Below are 21,125 nucleotides of genomic sequence, written 5' to 3' on the forward strand. Positions count from 1 at the left end.
ACGGCGGCCGCGACGCCCACCTGTCCGGGCATCGCGGCCGCGCCGCGGTCAGGAGGTCCTGACCGGTCAGGACTCCGCGGGTGTGATCATCGAGGCGAGCACGGTGTGCAGGTCCTCTCCCGGCTGGGGCCGCAGCGCTCCCGCGAGTCGGTCCGCGCGGTAGTGCCACCGGTGGTCGAGGTCCGGATGCACCGCGTCGTCGAAGGTGACGACGCTGTCGCTGCCGAGCAGGGTCACCAGGGCGGCCGTCAGGTCGGACCAGGCGACGTGTCCGCTCACCGCGTTCGCCACGCCGTGGACCGGCGCGTCGAGGCAGGAGACCACGGCCCGGGCCAGCGCGGCAGCGTGCACCCAGGGCGCCCCGTACCAGTCGTGCCCGTCCGTGCCGGACGCGGGCAGGCTGATGGGGCGGCCCGCCCGCGCGGCCTGGTACAGCAACCCGGTGGCCCCCCAGCGCAGCTGGTCGCGCAGCCGGTCGTGGGCGCCCCACACGATGGGCGAGCGCACGGCGCTCGCGCCGCCGCGCCCCTCGGTGCCCGCGGCGCTCAACAGGAGCCGCTCGCAGTCGAGTTTGGCCTGCCCGTACGCGCTCAGCGGCGCCCGCGACGCGGACTCCTCCGCGACCTCGGCGACGGCGGGCTGCCCGTAGGCGTCCACACTGCTGACGAACACGAACGGTCCGCGGCGCCAGGCATCGACCATGGCCCCCATCGCCGCCACGTCGACGTCGGGGCGGGTGAAGGTGCACGCGGCGTGGATCACCGCGTCGGCGCCCCGGACCGCCGCGCGCAGGCTGTCGAGATCACCGAGGTCGCCCTCGACGACCTCGATGCCGTCGCCGCCGACCAGATGCGCGGACTCCGGGCGGGCCAGCGCGAGCACTGGCCTTCCCCGCGCGGCCAGTTCGCGCAGCACGAACGCGCCGACCCCGCCCGTGCCGCCGGTCACCAGGACCGTTCCCGCACGTGCCCGGCGCGGGCGCGCGGCCGTGGTGGAGGCCGCCGCGACCGCCTTGGCCCGCTCCGCCGCCCGCGCGTCCAGGAGCGCCGCGACGGCGCGGGGTGTACGGGTCTGCATGATGTCGAGGCCGATGAGCGGCAGCTTGAGGGCGGACCGCAGGCGCTCGGCCAGCTGGACGGCGGTCAGTGAGTGGCCGCCGAGCGCGAAGAAGTCGTCGTCCGGGCCCGGACGCTGGTCGAGCAGGCCCGCGAAGGCGTCGGTCACCGCGTCCAGGTGGCGGCTCCTCGGCACCGCCGGGCTGGGCGCGGTGGGCAGGCGGCCCGCCTCCACCGCGCCGTCGGCCGTGCGCGGCAGGGAGTCGAGCAACATGACGGTGGCCGGGACCAGTTCGCGTCCCAGTACGCCGCGCAGGTGGGCGCGGAGCTGGGCGGGCGAGGGGCCGCCGGTGCGGCTGAGGACGGCGTAGGCAAGGAGTGGGCCGCCCGCCGGGTCCGGCACATGGGCGTCGGCGACCTCCGGGTGGGCCCGCAGCCGCACCTCGGCGGGGTGGGCGGCCGTGGCCCGCGGCCGGGCGAGCCGGCCAGGCAGCCGGGAGAGCGGGAGCGCCGGGTCGGCCGCCACCGCGCTCAGCAGAGCGGCGAAGGAGGCGCCCAGGTCCCGGCCCGTCTCCTCGTCCAGGGCGGCCCGCCCGTACTGCACCAGGCTCGCCGGGCTGTCCGTGTCCAGGAGACCGAAGGTCAGGTCGAACTTGGCCTCGCCAACGCCGACTTCGACGGGACGCGCCTCAAGTCCGGGAAGAAGCAGGGCCGTCTGCTCGCCGATCACGTCGGAGGTGACCCGCACCAGGGCGGTCCCGTCGTCGCCCCGGGCAGCGGCGCCGAGGCGTTCCAGGATCAGGTCGAAGGGCACCTCGCGGTGCTGCTGCGCTTCGAGCAGCGCGTCGCGTACGCGCTCGACGAGGGTGGCGAAGGCGGGGTCGCCGGACAGGTCCACGCGTACCGGAAGGGTGTTGACGCAGAGCCCCACCAGGCCGCGCGTCGCCGGGCCCTCGCGGTGGGTGGCGGCGCAGCCGATGACCAGGTCGAGTTCGCCGGTGAGGCGGTGCAGCGCGGCGAACGCCGCGGCGAGGCCCACCGTGAACACCGTGGCGCGGTGTTGGCGGCCCAGCTCGCGCAGCGCGGGCAGCACCTGCGCGCCGAGCTCGGTGGTGCGGGTCCGCGCGGGATGCCCGGCCAGGTCGGCGGGTGTGGTGGCGGGGCGGGGCAGGCGGGGCGGGGTGGCTCCGGCGAGACGGCGGGCCCAGCGGTCCAGTCCGTCGTCGAGGCGGGCGGCCCCGGCGTGCTCGCGGCGCGCGAAGTCCGCGTACTGGGGCGGCTCGGCCAGGTCGGCGCGGCGGCCGTCGACCGCGGCGGCGTACAGGGCGGCGAGCTCCTCCGCCACGGTCTCCAACGAGCCGCCGTCGATGGCTATGTGATGGAACGTCAGCAGCACTGTGTGGTCCTCGGGCGCGTGCCGCAGGACGAAGGCGCGCGGGACCGTGCTCCGCGCCAGGTCGAAGGGGCGGCGGGCCTGTGCGGTGAGGAGGTCGGCGCCGTCGCCCGGCGCGTCCACCACCTCCACGGTGACGTTCTCCGGGGCGGGCAGCGGCTCCTGGTACGGCTCGTCGCCGCGCGTGCCGTAGCGGGTGCGCAGGATCTCGTGGCGGCGCACCAGTTCGGTGAGCGCGGCGCTCAGCGCCGCCATGTCGAGCGGGCCGCGCAGCCGGGTCGCGAACGGCACGCTGTACTGGGCGCTGTTCTGGCCGAGGCGTTCCATCAGCCACATGCGGCGCTGGGCGCGGGTGAGCGGGGCGGGGCCGGCCTCGCGCGCGGGCGCCGGGGCGGTGGAGCGGCCGGCGGCGCGGGCGCGGGCCCTGCGCAGCAGCTCTTCCTGGAGGGCTGCGGAGGTGTCAGTGGCCATCGGTGTCCTCCGGCGTTTCGGGGCGCAGGTCGGTGTGGGCGGCGAGCAGGGCGCGTTCGACGAGCGCGGCGTGTCCGGCGACCGTGGGGGCGGCGAAGAAGTCGGCCAGCGAGAGTTCGACGCCGAGGTCCTCGCGCAGCTCTTCGGCGACGACGAGGGCCAGCAGGGAGTGGCCGCCCAGGGCGAGGAAGTCGGCGTCGGGCCGGGTCACCTCGCAGCCGAGCGAACGGCTCCACACCTCCGCCACGGCCTGCTGGAGCGGGGTCAGCGGCTGGGCGTCGGCGCCGGTGGCCTCCGCCGTGGCGAGGTCGGCGAGCGCACGGCGGTCCACCTTGCCGGAGCCGGTGAGCGGAAGCCGGTCGACGACGGTCAGCTCGTCCGGCACCAGGTGTGCGGGCAGGAAGGCGGTGAGGCGGGCCAGGAGCGCCTCGGGGCGGGGCACCGGGCCGGGGCCCGCGACCACGAAGGCGGCGAGGCGGGCGTCGTCGGGGGTGGGGCGGCGGACCGTGACGGCCGCGTCGTCCACCTCCGGCTGCTCGCGCAGCGCGTGTTCGATCTCCCCCGGCTCGATGCGGAAGCCGCGCACCTTGACCTGGTCGTCGGTGCGGCCGTGGAAGTCCAGGACGCCGTCGGGGCGGGCCGAGACGAGGTCGCCGGTGCGGTAGAGGCGGCCGAGGCCGGGGTGGTCGACGAAGCGTTCGGCGGTCAGCTCGGGCCGGCGGGTGTATCCGTGGGCCAGGCGGCTTCCGCCGATCCACAGTTCGCCGTGTGCGCCGTCGGCGACGGGCAGGCCTGCCTCGTCGAGGATGTGGGCGGTGGCACCGGCCACCGGTCGGCCGATCGGCACCGGTCCGTCGCAGTCGCGGTCGGTGACGCGGTGGGTGGTGGCGAAGGTCGTGGTCTCGGTCGGGCCGTAGCCGTTGACGAGCTCGACCCAGGGGAACGCGCGCAGCACCGCCCGGGCCGGCTGGGCGGCCATCGCCTCGCCGCCCACGACCACCGTGCGCAGCAGTGAGAAGACGCGGGAGCGGCGGGCGGCGAGCTGGTGGAAGAGCGCCGTGGTGAAGAAGGCGACGGTGACGCCGTGCCGCTCCACCTCCTTGGCCAGCTCCTCGAAGGAGGGCCGCTCCGTGGTGCACACCACGACGGCGGCGCCGTTGGCGAGCGCCGACCACACCTCGAAGGTGGAGCCGTCGAATGTCGCCGGGGAGTGCAGCAGGACGCGGTCACGCGCGGTGACGGTGACGTAGGCCGGGTCGGTGACGAGTTCGGCTATGGCGCCGTGGGGGACGGCGACGCCCTTGGGGCGGCCGGTGGAGCCGGAGGTGAACATGACGAACGCCGTGTCGTCGGGGCCGGGCCCCTCGCCGGGCATCTCCCCGCCGGTCAGCTGCTCGTCGCCGGGCAGCGCGAGGGTGGCGCCGGAGGCTCCGGCGGCTTCGAGCAGCTTGCTGTCGCCGACGGTCAGCGTGGCGCCCGAGTCTTCGAGCATCGCCTCGGTACGGGGCCGCGGATGGGCCGGGTCGAGGGGTACGCAGGCCGCGCCGGCCCACCACAGCGCGAGTTGCGCGACCACGGTCCTGGCCGAGCGGGGCATCAGGAGGGCCACGAAGTCGCCGGGGCGTACGCCCTGCTCGTGGAGGTACGAGGCCAACCGCCGCGCTGAAGAGGCGAGTTGGGAGTACGTCAGGGTGGTGTCGCCGTCCGCCACCGCGAGGGCGTGCGGGGTGTGTGCGGCGTGCCGCGCCACCAGGGCGGGCAGGCCGGTCCGGGCCACGGTCACGGTCGGTTCCTTCCGGTCGTCGGGCAGGAGCTGGGGGTCGGCCATGTCAGGACCCCGGCGTGCGGGCCGCCGCGCGGCGCTTGTCGAGCACGGCGGCGATGGCCCGCAGATCGGGCTGGCGCAGCAACTCCGGTGCCCGCAGCCGCACATGGGACTCGCGCTCCAGGACTTCCAGGAGCCGCGCCGCGAGCAGGGAGGTGCCTCCGGCGTCGGTGAAGTTGTCCTCCAGTGTCGTCTCGGGGCGGCCGAGCAGGTCGCGGACCGCGGCGAGCACGAGCAGTTCGTCGGCGCTCGCGCCGTCCGGCAGCGTGGCGGCGTCGGCGGCGCTTCCCGGTGCCTCTTCGGCGTGCTTCAGGAGGGCGTGCCGGTCCACCTTGCCGTTGGCGTCCAGGGGGAAGGAGTCCACGACGCGCAGCGTCGAGGGCACCGCCTGCTCGGGCAGCCAGGTCCGGACGGCGGCCAGCAGTTCGTCGGCCGCGGGGGTGGCGCCGGCCGCCGGCAGGACGTACGCGACGAGCCGCGCGCGGCCCTCGGCGTCGCGGGGGGCGGTGACCACGGCGCTCAGCACGGCGGGGTCGTGTTCGAACGCGGCCTCGACCTCGGCGGGTTCGATGCGGACCCCGCTGATCTTGACTTGGTCGTCGAGGCGGCCGAGGAAGACGAGGCGTCCGTCCTCCAGCATCCGTACGCGGTCGCCGGTGCGGTACAGGCGGTCCAGGCCCGGCAGTTCGGCCGGCGGGGCGGTGAAGCGCCGCGCGGTCAGCTCCGGGTCCAGGTACCCGAGCGCCAGGCAGGTGCCGCCGATGCGCAGTTCGCCGTCCGTGCCCCGCGCCAGGACCGTGCCGTCGGCGTCGGTGACGGCCACGGTCGCGCCCGCGATGGGAAGGCCGATGGGCGGCGCGGTGGCGGAGTGCGCGTCGGGGTCGTCCGGGCGCATGGTGTGGGTGGTGGTGACGACGGTGGCTTCGGCGGGGCCGTAGGCGTTGTGGACGGTGGCGGTCACATCGGGGCCGGGGCGGCGGCGCATCCGGTCGCCGCCGACCATGAGGTGCCGGAGCTTCAGGCCCTGCGGCCAGGGGCGGTCGAGAAGTGGCTCGATCATGGGGGTGGCCGACACGGCGACGGTGACCTCGGCCTCGCGCCACCAGTCGGTGAGCGCGGCCGGGTCCCAGCGGACCTCGTCGGGGGCGGGTATGAGTGCGGCGCCGCAGGTGAGGCCCGCCCACAGTTCGAGGAGGTGCGGGTCGAAGGCGACCCCGATCAGCAGGGACTGCCGGTCGCCGGGGGCGAGTCCGGTCTCGGCGCGGTACCAGTCCAGCAGCACGGCCAGCGAGGCTTCGGCGACCGCGACGGCCTTGGGCCGTCCGGTGGAGCCGGAGGTGAGCACGGCGTACAGGGCCTCGGGCGGCGCGGTCCGTGCCTCTGCCGCGATGGGTCCGAAGGACGCCACGACGGATGCGGCGGCGTTGGCCCCCTCGGCGGGCAGGGCCAACTCGACCTGATCGCCGATTTCATGACGTGCCATCAGGACATTGGGGTCCCCGATGAGGCAGACGACGCCGATGTCCTCGGTGACCGCGGCGATGCGGCGCTCGCCGGGACGCGGGCCGAGTGGCAGATAGACCGCGCCGAGCCGGGCCAGCGCGACCGCCGTGACGACGAGGGCGGCCGAACGGTCCAGGCAGACCCCGACGAGGTCACCGGGCCGGACGCGCCCGGCCAGCGTCGCGGCGACCGCGTCGGCCGCCTCGTCGAGCTGCGCGTAGGTCCAGCTGGACTCCCCGTCGATCACCGCGGGCGCCTGGGGCGAGCGGCGGACCCACTCCTCGTAGCGCGCCAGCACCCCTGCTTCGGCGGAAACGGGGAGGGGCGCGCCGTGCAGCACACTCAGGGTGCTGTCCGTACCGGCCCGACGGTCCATCAACTGCTCGGTCATCACGACTCCTTCGGCGCGGTGGTGGTCAGTGCGGAGGTGGCGGCGGGGGCGAGGGCGCGCGCCTGGTCGGCGAGGACCGGGTGCTGGAAGAGCAGGCGCAGCGAGGGCCGCTCGCCCAGGCGCGGCTCCAGCCAGGCCGCCAGCTGGGCGGCGAGCAGGGAGTGGCCTCCGACGTGGAAGAAGTGCGAGCTCTCCTCGAAGCGGTCGTGCCCGAGCACCTCGCGCCAGCCCTCGGCGAGCAGCACCACGGCCGGGTCGTCCGAGCGGGCGGGATCCGTCGCCGGCGCCGCTTCCTCGACAGGGGCGGCGGGGGCGGCGGGGGCCGCCTCGGCGGCCAGGCGGGCGAGGGCGGCCCGGTTGGGCTTGCCGCCGGCGAGGGTCGGCATGCTGTCCAGGAGCACCCAGCGGCCGGGCACGAGGGCGCCGGGCAGGCGGGTGCTCAACTCGGCGTGCAGGGCCTGCTCGTCCCACTCCTCGCCCTCGTGGGCGCGCTCGCGGAAGGCGACCAGACGGGGTCCCCCGGGGGTTTCCCGGTCGAGGACGACGGCACAGGACCGGCCGCCGAGCGCGGCGGAGGCCGCGGCTTCGACCTCTTCGAGTTCGATGCGGTAGCCGCGCAGTTTGATCTGGTTGTCGCGGCGGCCCAGGAAGCGCAGCAGCCCGTCCTGGCCGCGGTAGCCGAGGTCGCCGGTGAGGTAGACGCGCTCGCCGCCGAGCGCGTCGACGGTGACGAAGCGGGCCGCGGTGGCCTCCGGGTTGCCGACGTAGCCCTCGGCCAACCCGGCGCCGGAGATCGCCAGTTCACCGACGGCGCCGGCGGGCAGCGGCCGCAGACCCTCGTCCAGGACGTGGACTCGCTCGCCGGGCAGCTCGACACCGAGCGGGATCTCGGCCCCGTCGACCAGGCTGTCCGGGGTGATCTCGTGCACGGTGGAGCTGATCGCGGCCTCGGTGACGCCGTACACGTTGAGGACGGCGAACCGGGCGGTGTCGCCGCCTTCCGTGTCGGCGAAGAAGGCGCGCATCACGTCGGCCGGTATGCGTTCGCCGCCGAGCACGAGCAGGCGCGGCGCCCAGCGGCCCTCCCCGAGCACCGGCAGCAGGTCCTCGCGGGTGGCGAGGAAGTAGCTGGTGGGCAGGTTGGCCACGGTGACCCGGGCGGAGGCGAGCAGTTCGGCGAGCTCGGCGCCGGTCGGTACGTCCTGCTCGGGGACGACCAGGCAGGCGCCCGCGTACAGGGAGGGCAGCACCTCTTCGAGGGCGACGTCGAAGGACGGCTGGGCGAACAGCAGCACCCGGTCCCCCGCCGCGAGGGCGAACCGCTCGGCCGCGCCGGTCAGGTGGTTGACCAGAGCGTCCCGGCCGACGGCCACGGGCTTGGGGATGCCGGTCGAGCCGGAGGTGTGGATGATGTACGCCGCGCCCGGCACGGTCCCCGCCGCGCGGGCGGGCGGCAGCACCTCGACGCCGACCGCGGCGCTCGGCAGCCCGTCGGGAACGCGTACCGCGCTGTCCTCGGCGGTCAGGACGAGCGCCGGGCCGAGCCGGTCGAGCAGCAGCTCAAGGCGGGCGGGCGGGTCGGACGGCGACAGGGGGCAGTAGACGGCCCCGGTCCGCAGGCAGGCGAGCAGCGTGACCACGGAGTCGGCGCCGCGGGGCAGTACCGCCGCGACCGGCTGCCCGGCCGTCACTCCCGCCGCCCGCATCCGCTCCGCGAGGGAGGTGACCCGCGCGTCGAGGTCCCCGTACGTGAGGCGGCGGGCGCCGATCAGGAGGGCGGGCAGGGACGGGTCGTGGGCCGCGGCCGGGTCGAGGGGGTCGCGGCCGGGTACGACCCGCGCCGCGGACGCGGCCTCCTGGGGCGCGGCGGGCGGCGCGAGGTCGGCGAGGGGGGTGGCGGGGGCGTCGAGATAGGCCCGGAGCAGGTCGAGGAAGCGCTCGGCGAGCAGCTTGGCCACGTCCTCGCCGAACAGGTCGGCGTCGTAGTCCCAGACCAGGGTCATGCCGGCCACGCCGTGGCGCGGGCTCACACCGCGCCGGTCGTCGGGGAGCAGCACCACATCGAGGTCGAAGCGGGTGGTGCCGGTGTTGAACCCTTCGAACAGGGTGACGTCGAGGCCGGGCACCTCGATCTCGGGCAGCGCCGCGTCGTGGGCGCTGAACATGACGCTGAACAACGGGTTGTCGGCGCCCGAGGTGTGCAGGCCGAGCGCCCGGGTGAGCTCCTGGACCGGCACCTCCTGGTGCGGGAGGGCCCGGATGAGGGTGTCGGTCACCTCGTCCATGGCGTCCTCGGCCGGTGCGCCCGAGTCCAGGTTCAGCCGCAGCGGGATGGTGTTGACGAACATGCCGACGGCGTCCTCGAAGCCGCGTGGCCGGTTGCCCACAGCGGTTCCCACCACCATCTGGCTGCGTCCGCTGTGGCGCCGCAACAGTTCCGCGAACAGGCCGAGCAGGGTGGCGAAGGGGGTGAGTCCACGCTCGCGGGTGTGGGCGCGCAGCCGTTCGGCGAGGTCCGCCCCGATGGACTGGCGCAGCTGTCCGCCGTGGTGGCGCCGCCGCGCGCCGGGCCGGGTGAGACCCGGCAGGGGCATGTCGTACGAGGCGTCGCGCAGGGTGTCGGACCAGTACTCCAGGCTCGCGGCCAGCTCCTTGGCCCGTACGTCGTCGGCCCGGGCTCGCACATGGTCGGCATAGGAGCTGGGCGTGCCCAACTCGAGGTCCTCGCCGAGCACCTGGGCGCGGTAGACGCTGAAGACGTCGTCGAGGAGGATCGCGAACGAGTGGCCGTCGTGGATCAGGTGGTGTTCCACGTGGATGAGCCGGTGCTGGTCGTCGGCGAGTTTGACGAGGGTCCAGCGCAGCAGGGGTGCCTCGCGGGTGTCCAACGGTGTCTCCGCCTCGGAGCGCAGCAGGTCCTGGAAGGCCGCCTCGGGGTCGGCCTCCCAGGTGATGTCCACGGTGCGCAGCCTCGGCAGGCACACGTCGGCCACCCGTTGACCCGGCATCGCGCCCGCCACCGGCACGAGTTCGAGCCGCAGCCCCGGGTGGCGGGCGAGGGTGGCGGCCAGGCCGCTGCGCAGCGCCTCGACGTCGAGGGTGCCCCACAGGTCGAGCGCGGCGGTGAAGTTGTAGGCGCGGCTGCCCGGCTGCACTTCTTCGTGCAGCCAGACGATCTCCTGCGAGGAGGAGAGGGGGAGCATGGGCGATCCCTTGGGTTGTCGGGTCGGAAGGTGCCGCGCGGTCGTGCGCCCGCGGCGGCGGGCCGGCCGGTCCGCGGATCGCGCGGTACGGCCGGATGCTGGAGGTTCACGGGGGAGGACGGTCGTACGCCGGCGTCCGGGTGGGGACGGCCGGGGCGGGCTCAGTGGGCGGGGGCCCCGGCGGGCAGCGCTCCGCGCAGCGCCGCGAAGGCGTCTTCGGCCGCGGCGTCGTCGAGCACGGAGCGGTCCCACACCATGCGCAGGTGGAGTTCGGGTCCCTGGGTGGCGGAGACGGCGAAGGGGGCGCGCACCTGTCGGCCGCCGATGTGCACCTCGCGGCCGGCCGTCCCGCCGAGCCGCAGCGGGGTGCGGTTGCGGGCGTCGTCCACGGTGAGCAGCCCGTCCAGCCTGCCGGACCAGGCGGATCCGCCGGACCGGGCGGCGCGGACGACTTCGTCGAAGGGGGTATCGGCGCGGTCCAGGTCGTCCCACCAGTCGGTGGCCGTGACCTCGGGTGCGACGGTGCCCCGGGTGTCGGCCGGGAAGACCACGGTGTTCAGGAAGCAGCCGAGAACGGGTGCGGCACCGGCCGGGCGGCCGCCCCACGGGTAGCCGATGGGTGACACCGGCCCTGTCCCGAACAGGGCCGCGGCCGCGGCACGGCACGCGTCGAGCAGCGCCGGGAAGGGAACTCCCCCGGCGGGCGAGGCGATTCTCGTCTCGACCGCTCCGCTGGGCAGTCCGGCGGACATGGGCCTTGAGCCGGGCAGCGGGGCCTGCTCGCGGACCGTACGCAGCCGTTCTCCCCAGTACGTCAGCGCGCCGGGCACCGCGGCGCGGTCCTCGGCGTCGAGCTGGCGCAGGACGGCGTCCCGGTAGGCGGCGAGTTCGGCGGCCGCGGCATCGGGCGCCAGGTCCTCCGGTCCGAGACGGTCGCGGTAGGCATCGCCGAGTTCCTCGACGATGCGGGCGAGGGACTGGCCGTCGCAGGCGGTGTGGTCCAGGACGACCGCGAGGAGCTCCTCCTCGGCGTGCGGGCCGTCCTGGGCGAGGAACAGGCGCAGCGGCGGGCCGTCGGCGGCCCAGCCGGCCAGCGTCCGGCGCAGCGCGTTTTCGGCGTCCTCGCCGGGCGCTCCGGCGACCAGGTCCAGCGGCACGTCCGGCGCGCCGGGCCGCAGCACGGGCGTGCCGCGCACGACGCTGGGGCGGGAGCGCAGCACGGGGTGGCGGGCGGCCAGGTGGCCCGCGGCGGCGCGCAGCCGCGCCGTGTCGACGGTGCCGCGCGGGAAGGCGAAGAACATCGGGACGATGTCGGCGCGGCCGGCGGGATCCAGGGAGCGCACGAGCAGGAAGCGCCGCTGGGCCCCGGTGACGGGCAGCAGTCCGGCGGCCGGGTCACCTGCGCCGAGGCGCTGGTAGCGGGCCAGATACTGGCCCGTGATGCTGGGGAGCACGTGATCCTCTCTCGGGTCGGGAACTCTCGGTCGGGCATGGCTTGCGCGCGGTTGCCCGCGGGAGGGGAGGTGAGCGGTCGCTCGGCGTCAGGCGACGGGCACGTTCTCGTCGCGGCCGGTCGTCGCGGGCCGGTGGGCGTCTTCGTCGGGATCCGCGCTGTCGGGGAGGTCGCGCATCCGGCGCAGCGGGGAGAGCAGCAGGGGCAGCGGCACGACGAGGAAGCCGATCGCGCAGACCCACAGGGCCGAGCGCGCTCCGAAGGCGTCCGCGATGGCGCCGCCGACGAGCGCGCCGAGCGGCAGGGTGCCCCACATCAAAAAACGCAGGGTGGCGTTCATGCGCCCCAACAGCCGTTCCGGGCACAGCGTTTGACGGAAGCTCACCTGAGCCACGTTGTAGACCACGGCGCCGAAGAAGACCACGCCGGAGGCGACGGCGAACAGGGCGGCGGCCGCTCCCTTTCCGGACAGCGGCCACAGCAGTGCGAACGGACCGGTGGCCAGGGCCGACAGCCAGATGACGCGGGCCTGGCCGAAGCGGCCGGCCAGCCGGCCCGCGCAGAGCGCACCGGCCAGTCCGCCGACGGCCGAGGCCGAGAGCATCACGCCGACGGCAGCCGGGGGCAGGTCGAGGACGCGGACCAGGAAGATGGTCTGGGTGGCCATCAGCATCGCGGTGAAGAAGTTGCCGAGGCCGGTGGTGCCGGCGATGACACGGAGCAGCGGGTGGCCCAGGACGAAGCGCAGGCCTTCCGCGACCTCCTTGCGCAGGGACGCGCCGGGGACCGGCTCGGGCTTGTTCTCGGGGCGGCGGATGGCCAGCAGGAACACGGCGGACAGGGCGTAGCCGATCGCGTCGGCCACGATCGCCAGATGGGCCCCGACGAGCTGTACGAGGCCGCCGCCGAGGCCGGGTCCGGCCACCTGCGCCGAGGAGCGCACCGTCTCCAGCGCGCCATTGCCGGACACCAGCTGCTCCCGGGGCAGGAGTTGGGGCAGATAGCTCTGGTGGGCCACGTCGAAGAACACCGTGGCCACGCCGGTGACCAGGGCGACGACATACAGCTGGGCCATGGTCAGCACGCCCGCCGCGGCGCCGAGCGGCACGCTGGCCATGGCCAGGGAGCGGACCGCATCGGCGCGGATCATCAGCGACAGCTTGCGCATCCGGTCGACCCAGGCCCCCGCGGGCAGTCCGATGAGCAGGAACGCGGCGGTCTCGGCGGCGGTGAGCAGTCCCACCTGGAAGGCGGGCGCCTTGAGTTCGAGGACGGCCACCAAGGGCAGCGCCACCAGGGTGACTTGGGCGCCGACCTGCCCGGCCGCGGCTCCGGCGAGCAGTAAGCGGAAGTCGCGCATGCGGAGCAGGCCACTGGGAGCGGCCCGGGGCGAAGGGGACATGCACGAGACCTTCACCTCGCGCCGATCAGGAGTCAAAACAAACAAGACACTTTCGGTCGTTTCCAGTGCCATCCTGGCACTGGATCAAGAAAATCATCGGCCAGATCAGGGCAACGGCCGGATGAATTAAAGATGTTGAGGGCCAGGTACACAGGACTTCTCCCCGCGCCGGGGAAGCATTTCAAGGGCGCGGTGCACCCCCGGACCCCATGAATGCGGGTATGTCCGAAACTCACCGCACGCACACGTGCGGGGGCAACCAGAAGCGCGCTCGGGCGTCGGGGGTGCCGGGACGGCGCGGAAGCGCGCCGTCAGTCCTTGGCGGGGAGCAGGTTCGCGCTGTGCCGGTCGGTGGCCAGGATCGCGGGCAGCGGCAGGCCACTGCGGGTGTCCAGCTGCATCAGGGTCGCCTCGATCTCCGTCGACCCCGGCGCGACCGGCGTCCCGTGCGCGGGCTTGGCGTGGTTGACCCAGGTGTGTTCGGCGCCGTCGCACCGCGCGACCGTGCCGCCGATGCCGTGCCGCACGGAGTCGGTCCCCACCGAGCTCGCGACGAAGACGGGGCCGGTGGTCGACGTGGTGCAGCGGTAGGTGCCGGACAGGGTGACGGTGCCGTCCTTGGCGATCGTCCCGGACGGGTTGGCGGACACGGTGCCCGAGGAGGCGGCGGCCGGACCGGCGGCCCCTCCCAGAAGCACTCCGGCGGCGGCGACGGCCCCGGCGGCGACAAGACTTACACGCATCGGCAGTTCTCTCCTACATCGGTACGTCCGCGAGATGGTGCGGCGTTCATGTGGTGGCGCTCCAGGGGGTGGTGCTCCCCGTGGTGACACATGGGCGGCACACACCACGGCCGCCCTCGCGCCCCAAGGAATACCGCCACGGCACCCTCCCGTCGGGGATTCCCCCCGGTCGGCGGCGTGTCAGGACGCCCGTCCCCTGGGAGCAGAGTGACGGGCGGGGCCCCACAGCGCCTCCTGGGGCAGGGGGTGTCCGCCCCTTCCGGGTGTGACCGAAAGACGGCCCCCTCACCAGGAGTCGGGGGCGGCACCGGCCGGGCATGCTGGTGCCCCCGGCCGTTTACCGCGCCGCCTCCCAGGGCGCCCGGACAGGATGGGAGCGTCATTTTGCGCACCGTAGGCGTGGAAGAGGAACTGCTCCTGGTCGATCCGGGCACCGGGCAGCCGTGCGCGCTGTCCTCGGAGGTGCTGGCCCGGCTGGCCAAGTCCGCCGCGGACGGAGGCGGCCCGCTGCAGGGCACCTTCGCCCGGGAACTGCAGGGTCAGCAGCTGGAGTTCGGCACCCGCCCGCAGACCGACATGGACGAACTCGGCACCGAGATCGTGCGCTGGCGCCACGAGGCGGCCCGGCACGCGGCGGAGACGGGGGCGGCGGTGGTCGCCCTCGCCACCTCCCCGCTGCCCGCCCGCCCGGCCGTCAACGTGGGCCGGCGCTACCAGTGGATGGAGGAGCAGTTCGGTCTGACGACCCAGGAACAGCTCACCTGCGGTTGCCATGTGCATGTGTCGGTCGCATCGGACGACGAGGGCGTCGCCGTGGTGGACCGGATCCAGCCGTGGCTGCCCGTCCTGACCGCACTCAGCGCCAACTCGCCGTACTGGCAGGGCCACGACACCCTGTACAACAGCTACCGCAGCAGGGTGTGGGGGCGGTGGCCCATGTCCGGGCCGACGGGCGTCTTCGGCTCGGCCGAGCGCTACCACGCCCAGGTCGCCGACATGGTGACCAGCGGTGTGGTGCACGACCAGGGCATGATCTATTTCGACGCCCGGCTCTCCCACCGCTATCCCACCGTCGAGATCCGGGTCGCCGACGTGTGTCTGGAGGCCACCACCACGCTGCTCATGGCGGGTCTGGCGCGCGCCCTGGTGGAGACCGCGGCCCGGGACTGGCGGGCGGGACGGCCACCGCTGGGCCACGGGGTGAGTCTGCTGCGGCTGGCCGCGTGGCGGGCCGCGCGCTCGGGGCTCGACGACGTCCTGCTGCACCCGTCGACCATGCGGCCGGCTCCCGCGCCGGTCGTCGTACGGGCGCTCTTCGAGCACACACGGGAGGCGCTCGAAGACACCGGGGACCTCGCCTGGGCCCGCAAGGCCGCCGCGGAACTGCTCGCGCGCGGCAACGGGGCCCGCATCCAGCGCGAGCTGCTCACCCGTACCGGAAGCCTGGGCCGGGTGGTCGCGGCATGTGTGCGCCGCACCCTGGGCGAGCGTGAACTCCGGTACACGACACCGGAGTGACCTCACAGGAAGGGCGACACCGGCCGGGCCCGTCGCCCCCTGTACGACGTCACCACACACACGGCACATCTCCCCCATGGGTGCCGCCCACAGGAGGCGCCGATCGAGCCGGTCAGGGGGTCACACATCCACGGAAGCGGCTCCCATGCTCGGGGTTGGACATCACTCGATGTACCCGACAGGGCGGTTCCGCGGGAACTTCTCTCACCCCGAGCGGTCTCATCTACTGTCAAGTGGGTGCCCCAACACAGCAGAGGCGCGTAACATCCGGCAGCAATCACGTACGCACACGCCCCGGAGGAACACCTCGTGCCGGAAAGCACCACGCTCCAGTCCCAGTACGCCGCCCAGATCCAGAGCGACCTGGACAGCAATGTCGCCGAACGCGAACAGATCGCTGCCCAGATCAGCGCCCTCCAGGAACAGTTGAGTGTCCTGGAGAACAACCACGCCCTGCTGGCCTCCATGCGGGAGGCGATCGGCAGCCCCGCCGCGCCCGCGCCGGACAAGGCCCCCAAGAAGTCCGCCGGAGCCTCGTCCCCGCGCGTCCCGCAGGCCCGTAAGGCATCCAAGTCCGCAGGTCGCGGGGCCAAGAAGCAGGCTCAGCCGGCCACCAAGTCCAAGGCCACCGGGAGTGCTCCCACGCTCCGGGAGCTCGTCGCGGCCCACCTCGCGCAGAGCGGTGAGCCGCGCTCGGCGGCCGAGATCACGGCGGGTCTCACCGACGCACACCCCCAGCGCAACATCGCGGGCACCGTGGTGCGCAACACCCTCGAGAACCTCGTCGCCAAGGGGCAGGCGCAGCGCACCCGGCAGAACCGGTCCGTGTTCTACACGGCGCCCGACAGCACCGGCGCCCCCGCGTCCGCGGGCTCCGACGTCAAGAAGGAGGAGGGCGCCGTCACCCCCGCGGCCGCCAACTGATCCGCGCGTGGTGCCGGCTCGGCCGGCACGCTCTGAGCCACCTACCGGACAGGTGACATGGCAGCCCCGTGCCTCACCCCACTGGGCTGCAGTCCGGGTGACCCCAGCCGCCGTCCCGCTTCATGATGGGTGTGCCGGCGGCATAGGACTGGCCGCAGGGACAGCGCCCGGGGAACTTCGCCTTGATGGTCCGCGGCTTGCCCGACGGGGCCGAGGTGGCACCGGACGACGCCTTGCGCGCGGCGGCCGGCTTGGCTCGTGAGGCGGTGGCACGAGCCGGTGCCGGCACCGGCATCTCCTGATCGCCGAGGGCGGTACCGGCCGGCCGCTGGGTGGTGGCCGCATCACTCGCGGCCTGGTCGGCGATCGCGTTCAGCGGGTCCCCACCCACCTGGTGTGCGGGCACATAGACGAACTCCACATCCCGTTCGGCCAGCAACTCGTCGATGCGCTCGACCAGTTCCCGGTTGGCGACCGGCTTGCCCGCGGCGGTCTTCCAGCCGTTGCGCTTCCAGCCGGGCAGCCACTGCGTGACCGCCTTCATGGCGTACTGGGAATCCATCCGCACCTGCATGCGGGTGCCCGCGTCGACGGCTTCGAGCAGCCGTTCCAGGGCGGTGAGCTCCCCGACGTTGTTGGTGGCGGTGCCCAGCGGCCCCGCGCCCCAACGTTCCGGGCGTCCCTGCGCATCGGCGATCACCCAGGCCCATCCCGCGGGGCCGGGGTTGCCCTTCGAGGCACCGTCACAAGCGGCAACAACAACACGATCAGACATCGCGCCATCATCCCACCGCCGCCCGCACACCAGAAATCCCCGGCCCGGCCGTGCTCAGGGCGCCGCGCTGAGGTATGGATCCGACAAGGGGGCGGGGGCGCCGTCGTCGGCCGCCGTACCCGCGAACAGGGCCGCGCCGAATCCGACCGCGGCGAAGAACAGACCCATACACATCACGGCCACCATGGCCCCGCCGAACAGACACGCCACCACCCCGACGCCGGTCGGTGCCTCGTCCGCCACCGCGCGTTCGGGCCGGTGCGCCACATACCGCACCGGCACGACGTCTCCCGCCACATAGGGGTGTCGCGACGTCACCCGCGCCCGTACCTCACGCCCGCCGACCGTACGGAATCCCACGATCAGACGGCGCCGGACACGGGTGGCGCCCCCGGATGTATGGGTGCGCACCACATGGGTCTCCAGACAGCGGGCTCCGGCCCTCAGCCCTTCACGCAGGGTGCGCTTGTGCTCCGACACCGTGCGGGCCACCCAGACCAGCGCCCCGAGGCCCACCGCGACGAACAGCAGGCCCACACTTCCGAACACCACCCCGAAGATCCCACCTACAGCGAACATGCACATCCCCCTACCGAGGCCCCCACCCAGGGTCCGACGCCGGTGTAGATGCACGGCGCGGTGCGTTGGTTCCGTTCACCAAGGACGGAGCCGCGAAGAAGGGAGCGACGGCGGCCAGCACTCTCCTCCCGAGGTGCCGGCCGCCGTCAACCGCCGCTGTGCGCACATCGCTTGGCGCACGGTGCGATCAGTGGCGGCCCCAGGACCTCGTGACCACGGCGCGGCCGTGGTTGTCGCGCAACGTGGCGGTGTCCCCGCTGTTGTTCCAGACAGAGGCGCGACGGCTCTGGTACACGTCGGTACGGGTGTTGTGGTCGATCCCGGTGTGGACGCGCACCGAGGCGCGGCCGCCCAGGGTGAACGTGCCGAACGTGTATGCGTGGTGACCGCGGTCGCTGAGTGTCCACCCCTTCAGGCTCACGGACGTGCGGCCGGTGTTGGTGACGGTGACCCACTCGGCGTTGAGGCTGCGCTGCGAGCGGTCGTCCTTGCCGGGGCTGTCGTACTGGATGGCCCCGAAGGTGACCGGCGAGCGCGGAGCCCCGGCGAGCCCGGCACACAGGGTCGACACAGGGGCGTCACGGGTTGGTGTCGGTCAGGGCGGCCCGCCAGGGTGTCACGGTCGTGGGGCGGGACCCTCCACACGCGTTTCGGCCCCCCGGCACTGGGTGCCGGGGGGCCGAAATTCCGTAGCGGGGACAGGATTTGAACCTGCGACCTCTGGGTTATGAGCCCAGCGAGCTACCGAGCTGCTCCACCCCGCGTCGATGACTCCACCCTACGTCACACAGGAGGGGCCGTTGACCACCCGGGCGGTGCAGCGACATCACTGCTTCTAGACGGTTGCCTCGTCCTTCAGCATCTTCCGCAGCTCTTCTCGCAGTTCGGGGGTGTCGGTGTGGCCGTGCACCGATGCGGCGTGCTCGGCCGCCGCCCGGACGACTTCGTCTTCCTCACCGGAAATCGCCAGGCTGCAATTCGATTCGCTCGGGTAGTCCCGACAGTCAGCGACCTTACGCATGAGTGCCTCCTCGGGGCGGAATATCCCGGTTCCAGGATCCCACCTTTACGCCCGCCCGGCGGAGCTACTTCGGGTGACCGGGGATGGTCCGTGCGTGGCGGCCGGTGCGCGAAGAGCGCGTGGCGACCACCGATGATTCCGGGCCCGGGGAGGAGTCTCTTCTGGGACCGGATGTACACGACCGGACCTTCGAGAAGGTGGACCATGAACGCGTTGCGGAAGATCCTCGACACCTGCGTCGGCGACAGGACGGTGCCGGGTGCGGTGGGCCTGGTGGCCCGGGGCGACCAGGTGGAGGTGGCGGTCGCCGGCTCCCACGATCTCGCCGGCTCCTCCCCCATGGCCAGGGACTCGATCTTCCGCATCGCCTCGATCGGCAAGCCCGTCACCGCCGCGGCGGTCATGATGCTGATCGACGACGGCCTGATCGCGCAGGACGACCCGATCGCCGAGTGGCTGCCGGAGCTGGCCTCGCCTCTGGTCGTCCGCACCCCGTCCTCCCCCGTCGACGACGTCGTCCCGGCCGTCCGGCCGATCACGGTCGGCGATCTGCTCGACTTCCGCGCCGGATACGGCTTCCCGTCCGACTTCTCACTGCCCGCCGTCACGCCGCTGTTCAGCGAGCTCCACCAGGCGCCCCCGCGGCCGCAGACGGTGCCCGGGACGGACGAATGGCTCTCCCGCCTCAGCCGCATCCCGATGCTCCACCAGCCCGGCGAGGCCTGGCTGTACAACATCTGCTCCGACCTCCAGGGCGTGCTGGTCTCGCGGGTTTCCGGGCGTACGCTGCCCGACTTCCTGAGCGAGCGCCTGTTCGAGCCACTCGGCATGACCGACACCGGATTCTCGGTGCCGGCCCGCGATCTGGACCGGTTCACCAGCTGCTACCGGACCGGAGCGGAGGGCGGGCTTGAACTCGTCGACGCCCCCGACGGGCAGTGGAGTACACCGCCCGCCTTCCCGTCCGGCGCGGGCGGCCTCGTCTCCACCGTCGACGACCTGCACGCCTTCGCACGGCTGCTGCTCGGTGCCGGGAGCGTCGGGGGGCGTCGGGTGTTGTCGCCCGAGGCGGTTCGGCAGATGACCACCGATCACCTGACGGCGGCCCAGCGCGCGGACGCCACGCTGTTCCTCCAGGGCCAGGGCTGGGGATTCGGCGGGTCGGTGGACATCGAGCGCGTCGAGCCGTGGAACGTGCCCGGCCGCTACGGCTGGGTCGGCGGCACCGGCACCGCGGCCCACGTCGTGCCGTCCACCGGCGCCGTCACCATCCTGCTGACCCAGGTCGAGATGACCGGGCCCACGCCGCCCGCCCTGATGCACGCCTTCTGGCGGTACGCCGCCGAGGCCACCTCTCACGCTGTGTAACGGTTCGACGCGCGGGGCGTGACCGATCGTGTCACGGTTGAGGTGTTCGATCCCCCCCACGTACAGGAGTGAATCTCCATGGGCAAGGCCGAGAAGTTCCAGGACAAGGCACGCCAGGCCGCCGAGCGGGCCAAGGCGCAGGCGTCGAAGGGCCGGGGTCAGTCCCCCGACGACCTCGACCCGTCCCGCCGGGGCCAGGACGCGCAGGAGCGCGCCGAGCGTGAGATGCGTGAGGCCGGCGCCTCCGACATCTGACCTGGACGGCACAGGGGCCGGGGCGGACACCCAGAAGTGGGTGACCGCCCCGGCTCTCGCGTGTGCGCTCCGCCGGGCGGGGTGGCCACGTCCGGACCCGGGCGGACCGGAGCGCTGCCGCGTCGAGCGGGTTGCGGCGGATTCCTAGGAGGCGCGGGCCGGACCGGCCACACCGGCCGGGGTCGCGCGGGTGCGGGTCCAGTGCAGCAGGTCTTCGACGTGCCACGTGGTGATGACGCGCTCGGCGGGGACCCCGCACTCCTCGGCCCGGGCGCAGCCGTAGAGCTGCCAGTCGAGCTGGCCGGGGGCGTGGGCGTCGGTGTCGATGGCGAACAGGACCCCCGCCTCCACGGCCCGGGTCAGCAGCCGACGCGGTGGGTCGAGCCGCTCGGGGCGGCTGTTGATCTCCACGGCGGTACCGCTCTCGGCGCAGGCGGCGAACACCGCGTCCGCGTCGAACTCGGACTCGGGTCGCCCCCGGCCGGTGACCAGCCGTCCGGTGCAGTGCCCCAGAACGTCCGCCAGCGGGTTCCGTACCGCGGCGATCATGCGCCGGGTCATGGCGGCGGCGTCCATGCGGAGCTTGGAGTGCACGGAGACGACCACGACATCGAGCTGGTCGAGCAGCTCGTCCTCCTGGTCGAGGGAGCCGTCGTCGAGGATGTCGCACTCGATTCCGGTGAGCAGCCTGAACGGCGCCCAGCGCTTGTTGAGGTCGGCCACCACGCGCAGCTGGCTGCGCAGCCGCTCGGCGCTCAGCCCGTTGGCGACGGTCAGGCGGGGCGAGTGGTCGGTGAGGACGGCCCACTCGTGGCCGAGCTCGGCCGCCGTGGCGCCCATGTCGTCGATCGTGCTGCCGCCGTCCGACCAGTCGGAGTGCAGATGGCAGTCGCCGCGCAGCGCGGCCCGCAGGGTGTCGCCGCCGACGGCGAGCGGGGCGGCGGCCGCGAGGTCGTCCTCAAGTCGCTGGAGGTAGCCGGGGACCCCGCCGGCGAGTGCCTCGCGGACCACCTGCGCGGTCTTCGGGCCGATCCCCTTGATCGATTCCAGCTCGCCGGTCACCGCTGAGCGCGCCGCGAGATCCTCCGGGGGCATCTCCTTGATCGCGGCCGCGGCGTTCCGGAAGGCCTGGACGCGGTAGGTCTCGCCCCTGCCGCGTTCGAGCAGGAAGGCGATCCGCCGCAACGCCGTCACCGGGTCCATGCACACCTCCTGCGCGCCCGGCCTCCGAGGGCGGGGCCGACGG

General features: G+C 73.8%; 16 protein-coding genes and 1 tRNA gene. 4 read left to right on the plus strand and 13 right to left on the minus strand.

The window, feature by feature from the left end; translation table 11 throughout:
• Nucleotides 1-66: 66 nt before the first annotated feature.
• The 7 genes from DT019_RS01715 to DT019_RS01745 all read right to left on the minus strand — a co-directional run bounded on the left by DT019_RS01715 (nt 67) and on the right by DT019_RS01745 (nt 13,439).
• Nucleotides 67-2,919, minus strand: coding sequence for a condensation domain-containing protein (locus DT019_RS01715; RefSeq protein WP_114034742.1), 2,853 nt, complete (start codon nt 2,917-2,919; stop codon nt 67-69).
• Entirely contained in the window at nt 2,909-4,747 is a 1,839-nt protein-coding gene (locus DT019_RS01720) for a non-ribosomal peptide synthetase (protein WP_114034743.1), read from the minus strand. Before DT019_RS01720 ends, DT019_RS01715 begins: the two co-directional genes overlap by 11 nt.
• 1 nt (nt 4,748) lies before the next feature.
• Nucleotides 4,749-6,638 carry a non-ribosomal peptide synthetase gene (locus DT019_RS01725; RefSeq protein ID WP_223279259.1) on the minus strand — a complete coding sequence of 630 codons (1,890 nt, stop codon included), beginning with the start codon at nt 6,636-6,638 and terminating at the stop codon, nt 4,749-4,751.
• Complete coding sequence (locus tag DT019_RS01730) at nt 6,638-9,841, minus strand: non-ribosomal peptide synthetase (RefSeq protein WP_114034744.1); 3,204 nt, start codon at nt 9,839-9,841, stop codon at nt 6,638-6,640. Before DT019_RS01730 ends, DT019_RS01725 begins: the two co-directional genes overlap by 1 nt.
• Before the next feature lie 161 nt (nt 9,842-10,002).
• A complete protein-coding gene (locus tag DT019_RS01735; protein ID WP_114034745.1) occupies nt 10,003-11,295 on the minus strand; it encodes a non-ribosomal peptide synthetase in 1,293 nt (430 codons plus the stop codon).
• 87 nt (nt 11,296-11,382) lie between these two features.
• A complete protein-coding gene (locus tag DT019_RS01740; protein WP_114034746.1) occupies nt 11,383-12,696 on the minus strand; it encodes an MFS transporter in 1,314 nt (437 codons plus the stop codon).
• Nucleotides 12,697-13,007: 311 nt separating this feature from the next.
• Nucleotides 13,008-13,439, minus strand: coding sequence for a DUF6299 family protein (locus DT019_RS01745; protein ID WP_114034747.1), 432 nt, complete (start codon nt 13,437-13,439; stop codon nt 13,008-13,010).
• Between the two features lie 384 nt (nt 13,440-13,823).
• On the opposite strand from DT019_RS01745, the gene DT019_RS01750 reads away from it, so the two are divergent.
• Both DT019_RS01750 and DT019_RS01755 read left to right on the plus strand, forming a co-directional pair.
• Nucleotides 13,824-14,957: a glutamate--cysteine ligase gene (locus DT019_RS01750; RefSeq protein ID WP_114034748.1), complete on the plus strand. Its 1,134-nt coding sequence runs from the start codon at nt 13,824-13,826 to the stop codon at nt 14,955-14,957.
• Between the two features lie 309 nt (nt 14,958-15,266).
• Complete coding sequence (locus tag DT019_RS01755; RefSeq protein ID WP_114034749.1) at nt 15,267-15,881, plus strand: hypothetical protein; 615 nt, start codon at nt 15,267-15,269, stop codon at nt 15,879-15,881.
• 73 nt (nt 15,882-15,954) lie between these two features.
• Here DT019_RS01755 and DT019_RS01760 read toward each other — a convergent pair whose 3' ends face one another.
• The 5 genes from DT019_RS01760 to DT019_RS01780 form a co-directional block, all read right to left on the minus strand.
• The gene (locus DT019_RS01760; RefSeq protein ID WP_114034750.1) at nt 15,955-16,656 is read right to left on the minus strand and encodes a ribonuclease H; all 702 of its coding nucleotides are present in this window, start codon (nt 16,654-16,656) and stop codon (nt 15,955-15,957) included.
• A 54-nt stretch (nt 16,657-16,710) separates the two neighbouring features.
• Entirely contained in the window at nt 16,711-17,235 is a 525-nt protein-coding gene (locus DT019_RS01765) for a DUF3592 domain-containing protein (RefSeq protein ID WP_189389035.1), read from the minus strand.
• A 187-nt stretch (nt 17,236-17,422) separates the two neighbouring features.
• Nucleotides 17,423-17,806 carry a lamin tail domain-containing protein gene (locus DT019_RS01770; protein ID WP_114034752.1) on the minus strand — a complete coding sequence of 128 codons (384 nt, stop codon included), beginning with the start codon at nt 17,804-17,806 and terminating at the stop codon, nt 17,423-17,425.
• Between the two features lie 119 nt (nt 17,807-17,925).
• A tRNA-Met gene (locus DT019_RS01775) sits at nt 17,926-17,999 on the minus strand.
• Between the two features lie 71 nt (nt 18,000-18,070).
• Entirely contained in the window at nt 18,071-18,256 is a 186-nt protein-coding gene (locus tag DT019_RS01780; protein ID WP_114034753.1) for a DUF1059 domain-containing protein, read from the minus strand.
• A gap of 204 nt (nt 18,257-18,460) precedes the next feature.
• Between DT019_RS01780 and DT019_RS01785 the strand changes: the two genes are divergently transcribed.
• Both DT019_RS01785 and DT019_RS39310 read left to right on the plus strand, forming a co-directional pair.
• On the plus strand, nt 18,461-19,624 hold the full coding sequence (locus DT019_RS01785) for a serine hydrolase domain-containing protein (RefSeq protein ID WP_114034754.1): 1,164 nt from the start codon (nt 18,461-18,463) through the stop codon (nt 19,622-19,624).
• Nucleotides 19,625-19,702: 78 nt separating this feature from the next.
• The gene (locus DT019_RS39310; RefSeq protein ID WP_189389038.1) at nt 19,703-19,879 is read left to right on the plus strand and encodes a hypothetical protein; all 177 of its coding nucleotides are present in this window, start codon (nt 19,703-19,705) and stop codon (nt 19,877-19,879) included.
• A 144-nt stretch (nt 19,880-20,023) separates the two neighbouring features.
• On the opposite strand, the gene DT019_RS01790 is transcribed toward DT019_RS39310, so the two are convergent.
• Nucleotides 20,024-21,082, minus strand: a complete 1,059-nt coding sequence (locus DT019_RS01790; protein ID WP_114034755.1) for a PHP domain-containing protein — start codon at nt 21,080-21,082, stop codon at nt 20,024-20,026.
• Between the last annotated feature and the right edge of the window lie 43 nt (nt 21,083-21,125).

It is taken from the genome of Streptomyces sp. SDr-06 (genome assembly GCF_003324565.1).
Taxonomy (GTDB): Bacteria; Actinomycetota; Actinomycetes; order Streptomycetales; family Streptomycetaceae; genus Streptomyces.

Bases quoted from the DNA above. Each gene is read 5' to 3' on its own strand.
- DT019_RS01715 (WP_114034742.1), bottom strand. From the start codon at position 2,919: ATGGCCACTGACACCTCCGCAGCCCTCCAGGAAGAGCTGCTGCGCAGG.
- DT019_RS01720 (WP_114034743.1), bottom strand. From the start codon at position 4,747: ATGGCCGACCCCCAGCTCCTGCCCGACGACCGGAAGGAACCGACCGTG.
- DT019_RS01725 (WP_223279259.1), bottom strand. From the start codon at position 6,638: ATGACCGAGCAGTTGATGGACCGTCGGGCCGGTACGGACAGCACCCTG.
- DT019_RS01730 (WP_114034744.1), bottom strand. From the start codon at position 9,841: ATGCTCCCCCTCTCCTCCTCGCAGGAGATCGTCTGGCTGCACGAAGAA.
- DT019_RS01740 (WP_114034746.1), bottom strand. From the start codon at position 12,696: ATGTCCCCTTCGCCCCGGGCCGCTCCCAGTGGCCTGCTCCGCATGCGC.
- DT019_RS01745 (WP_114034747.1), bottom strand. From the start codon at position 13,439: ATGCGTGTAAGTCTTGTCGCCGCCGGGGCCGTCGCCGCCGCCGGAGTG.
- DT019_RS01760 (WP_114034750.1), bottom strand. From the start codon at position 16,656: ATGTCTGATCGTGTTGTTGTTGCCGCTTGTGACGGTGCCTCGAAGGGC.
- DT019_RS01765 (WP_189389035.1), bottom strand. From the start codon at position 17,235: ATGTTCGCTGTAGGTGGGATCTTCGGGGTGGTGTTCGGAAGTGTGGGC.
- DT019_RS01780 (WP_114034753.1), bottom strand. From the start codon at position 18,256: ATGCGTAAGGTCGCTGACTGTCGGGACTACCCGAGCGAATCGAATTGC.
- DT019_RS01785 (WP_114034754.1), top strand. From the start codon at position 18,461: ATGAACGCGTTGCGGAAGATCCTCGACACCTGCGTCGGCGACAGGACG.
- DT019_RS39310 (WP_189389038.1), top strand. From the start codon at position 19,703: ATGGGCAAGGCCGAGAAGTTCCAGGACAAGGCACGCCAGGCCGCCGAG.
- DT019_RS01790 (WP_114034755.1), bottom strand. From the start codon at position 21,082: ATGGACCCGGTGACGGCGTTGCGGCGGATCGCCTTCCTGCTCGAACGC.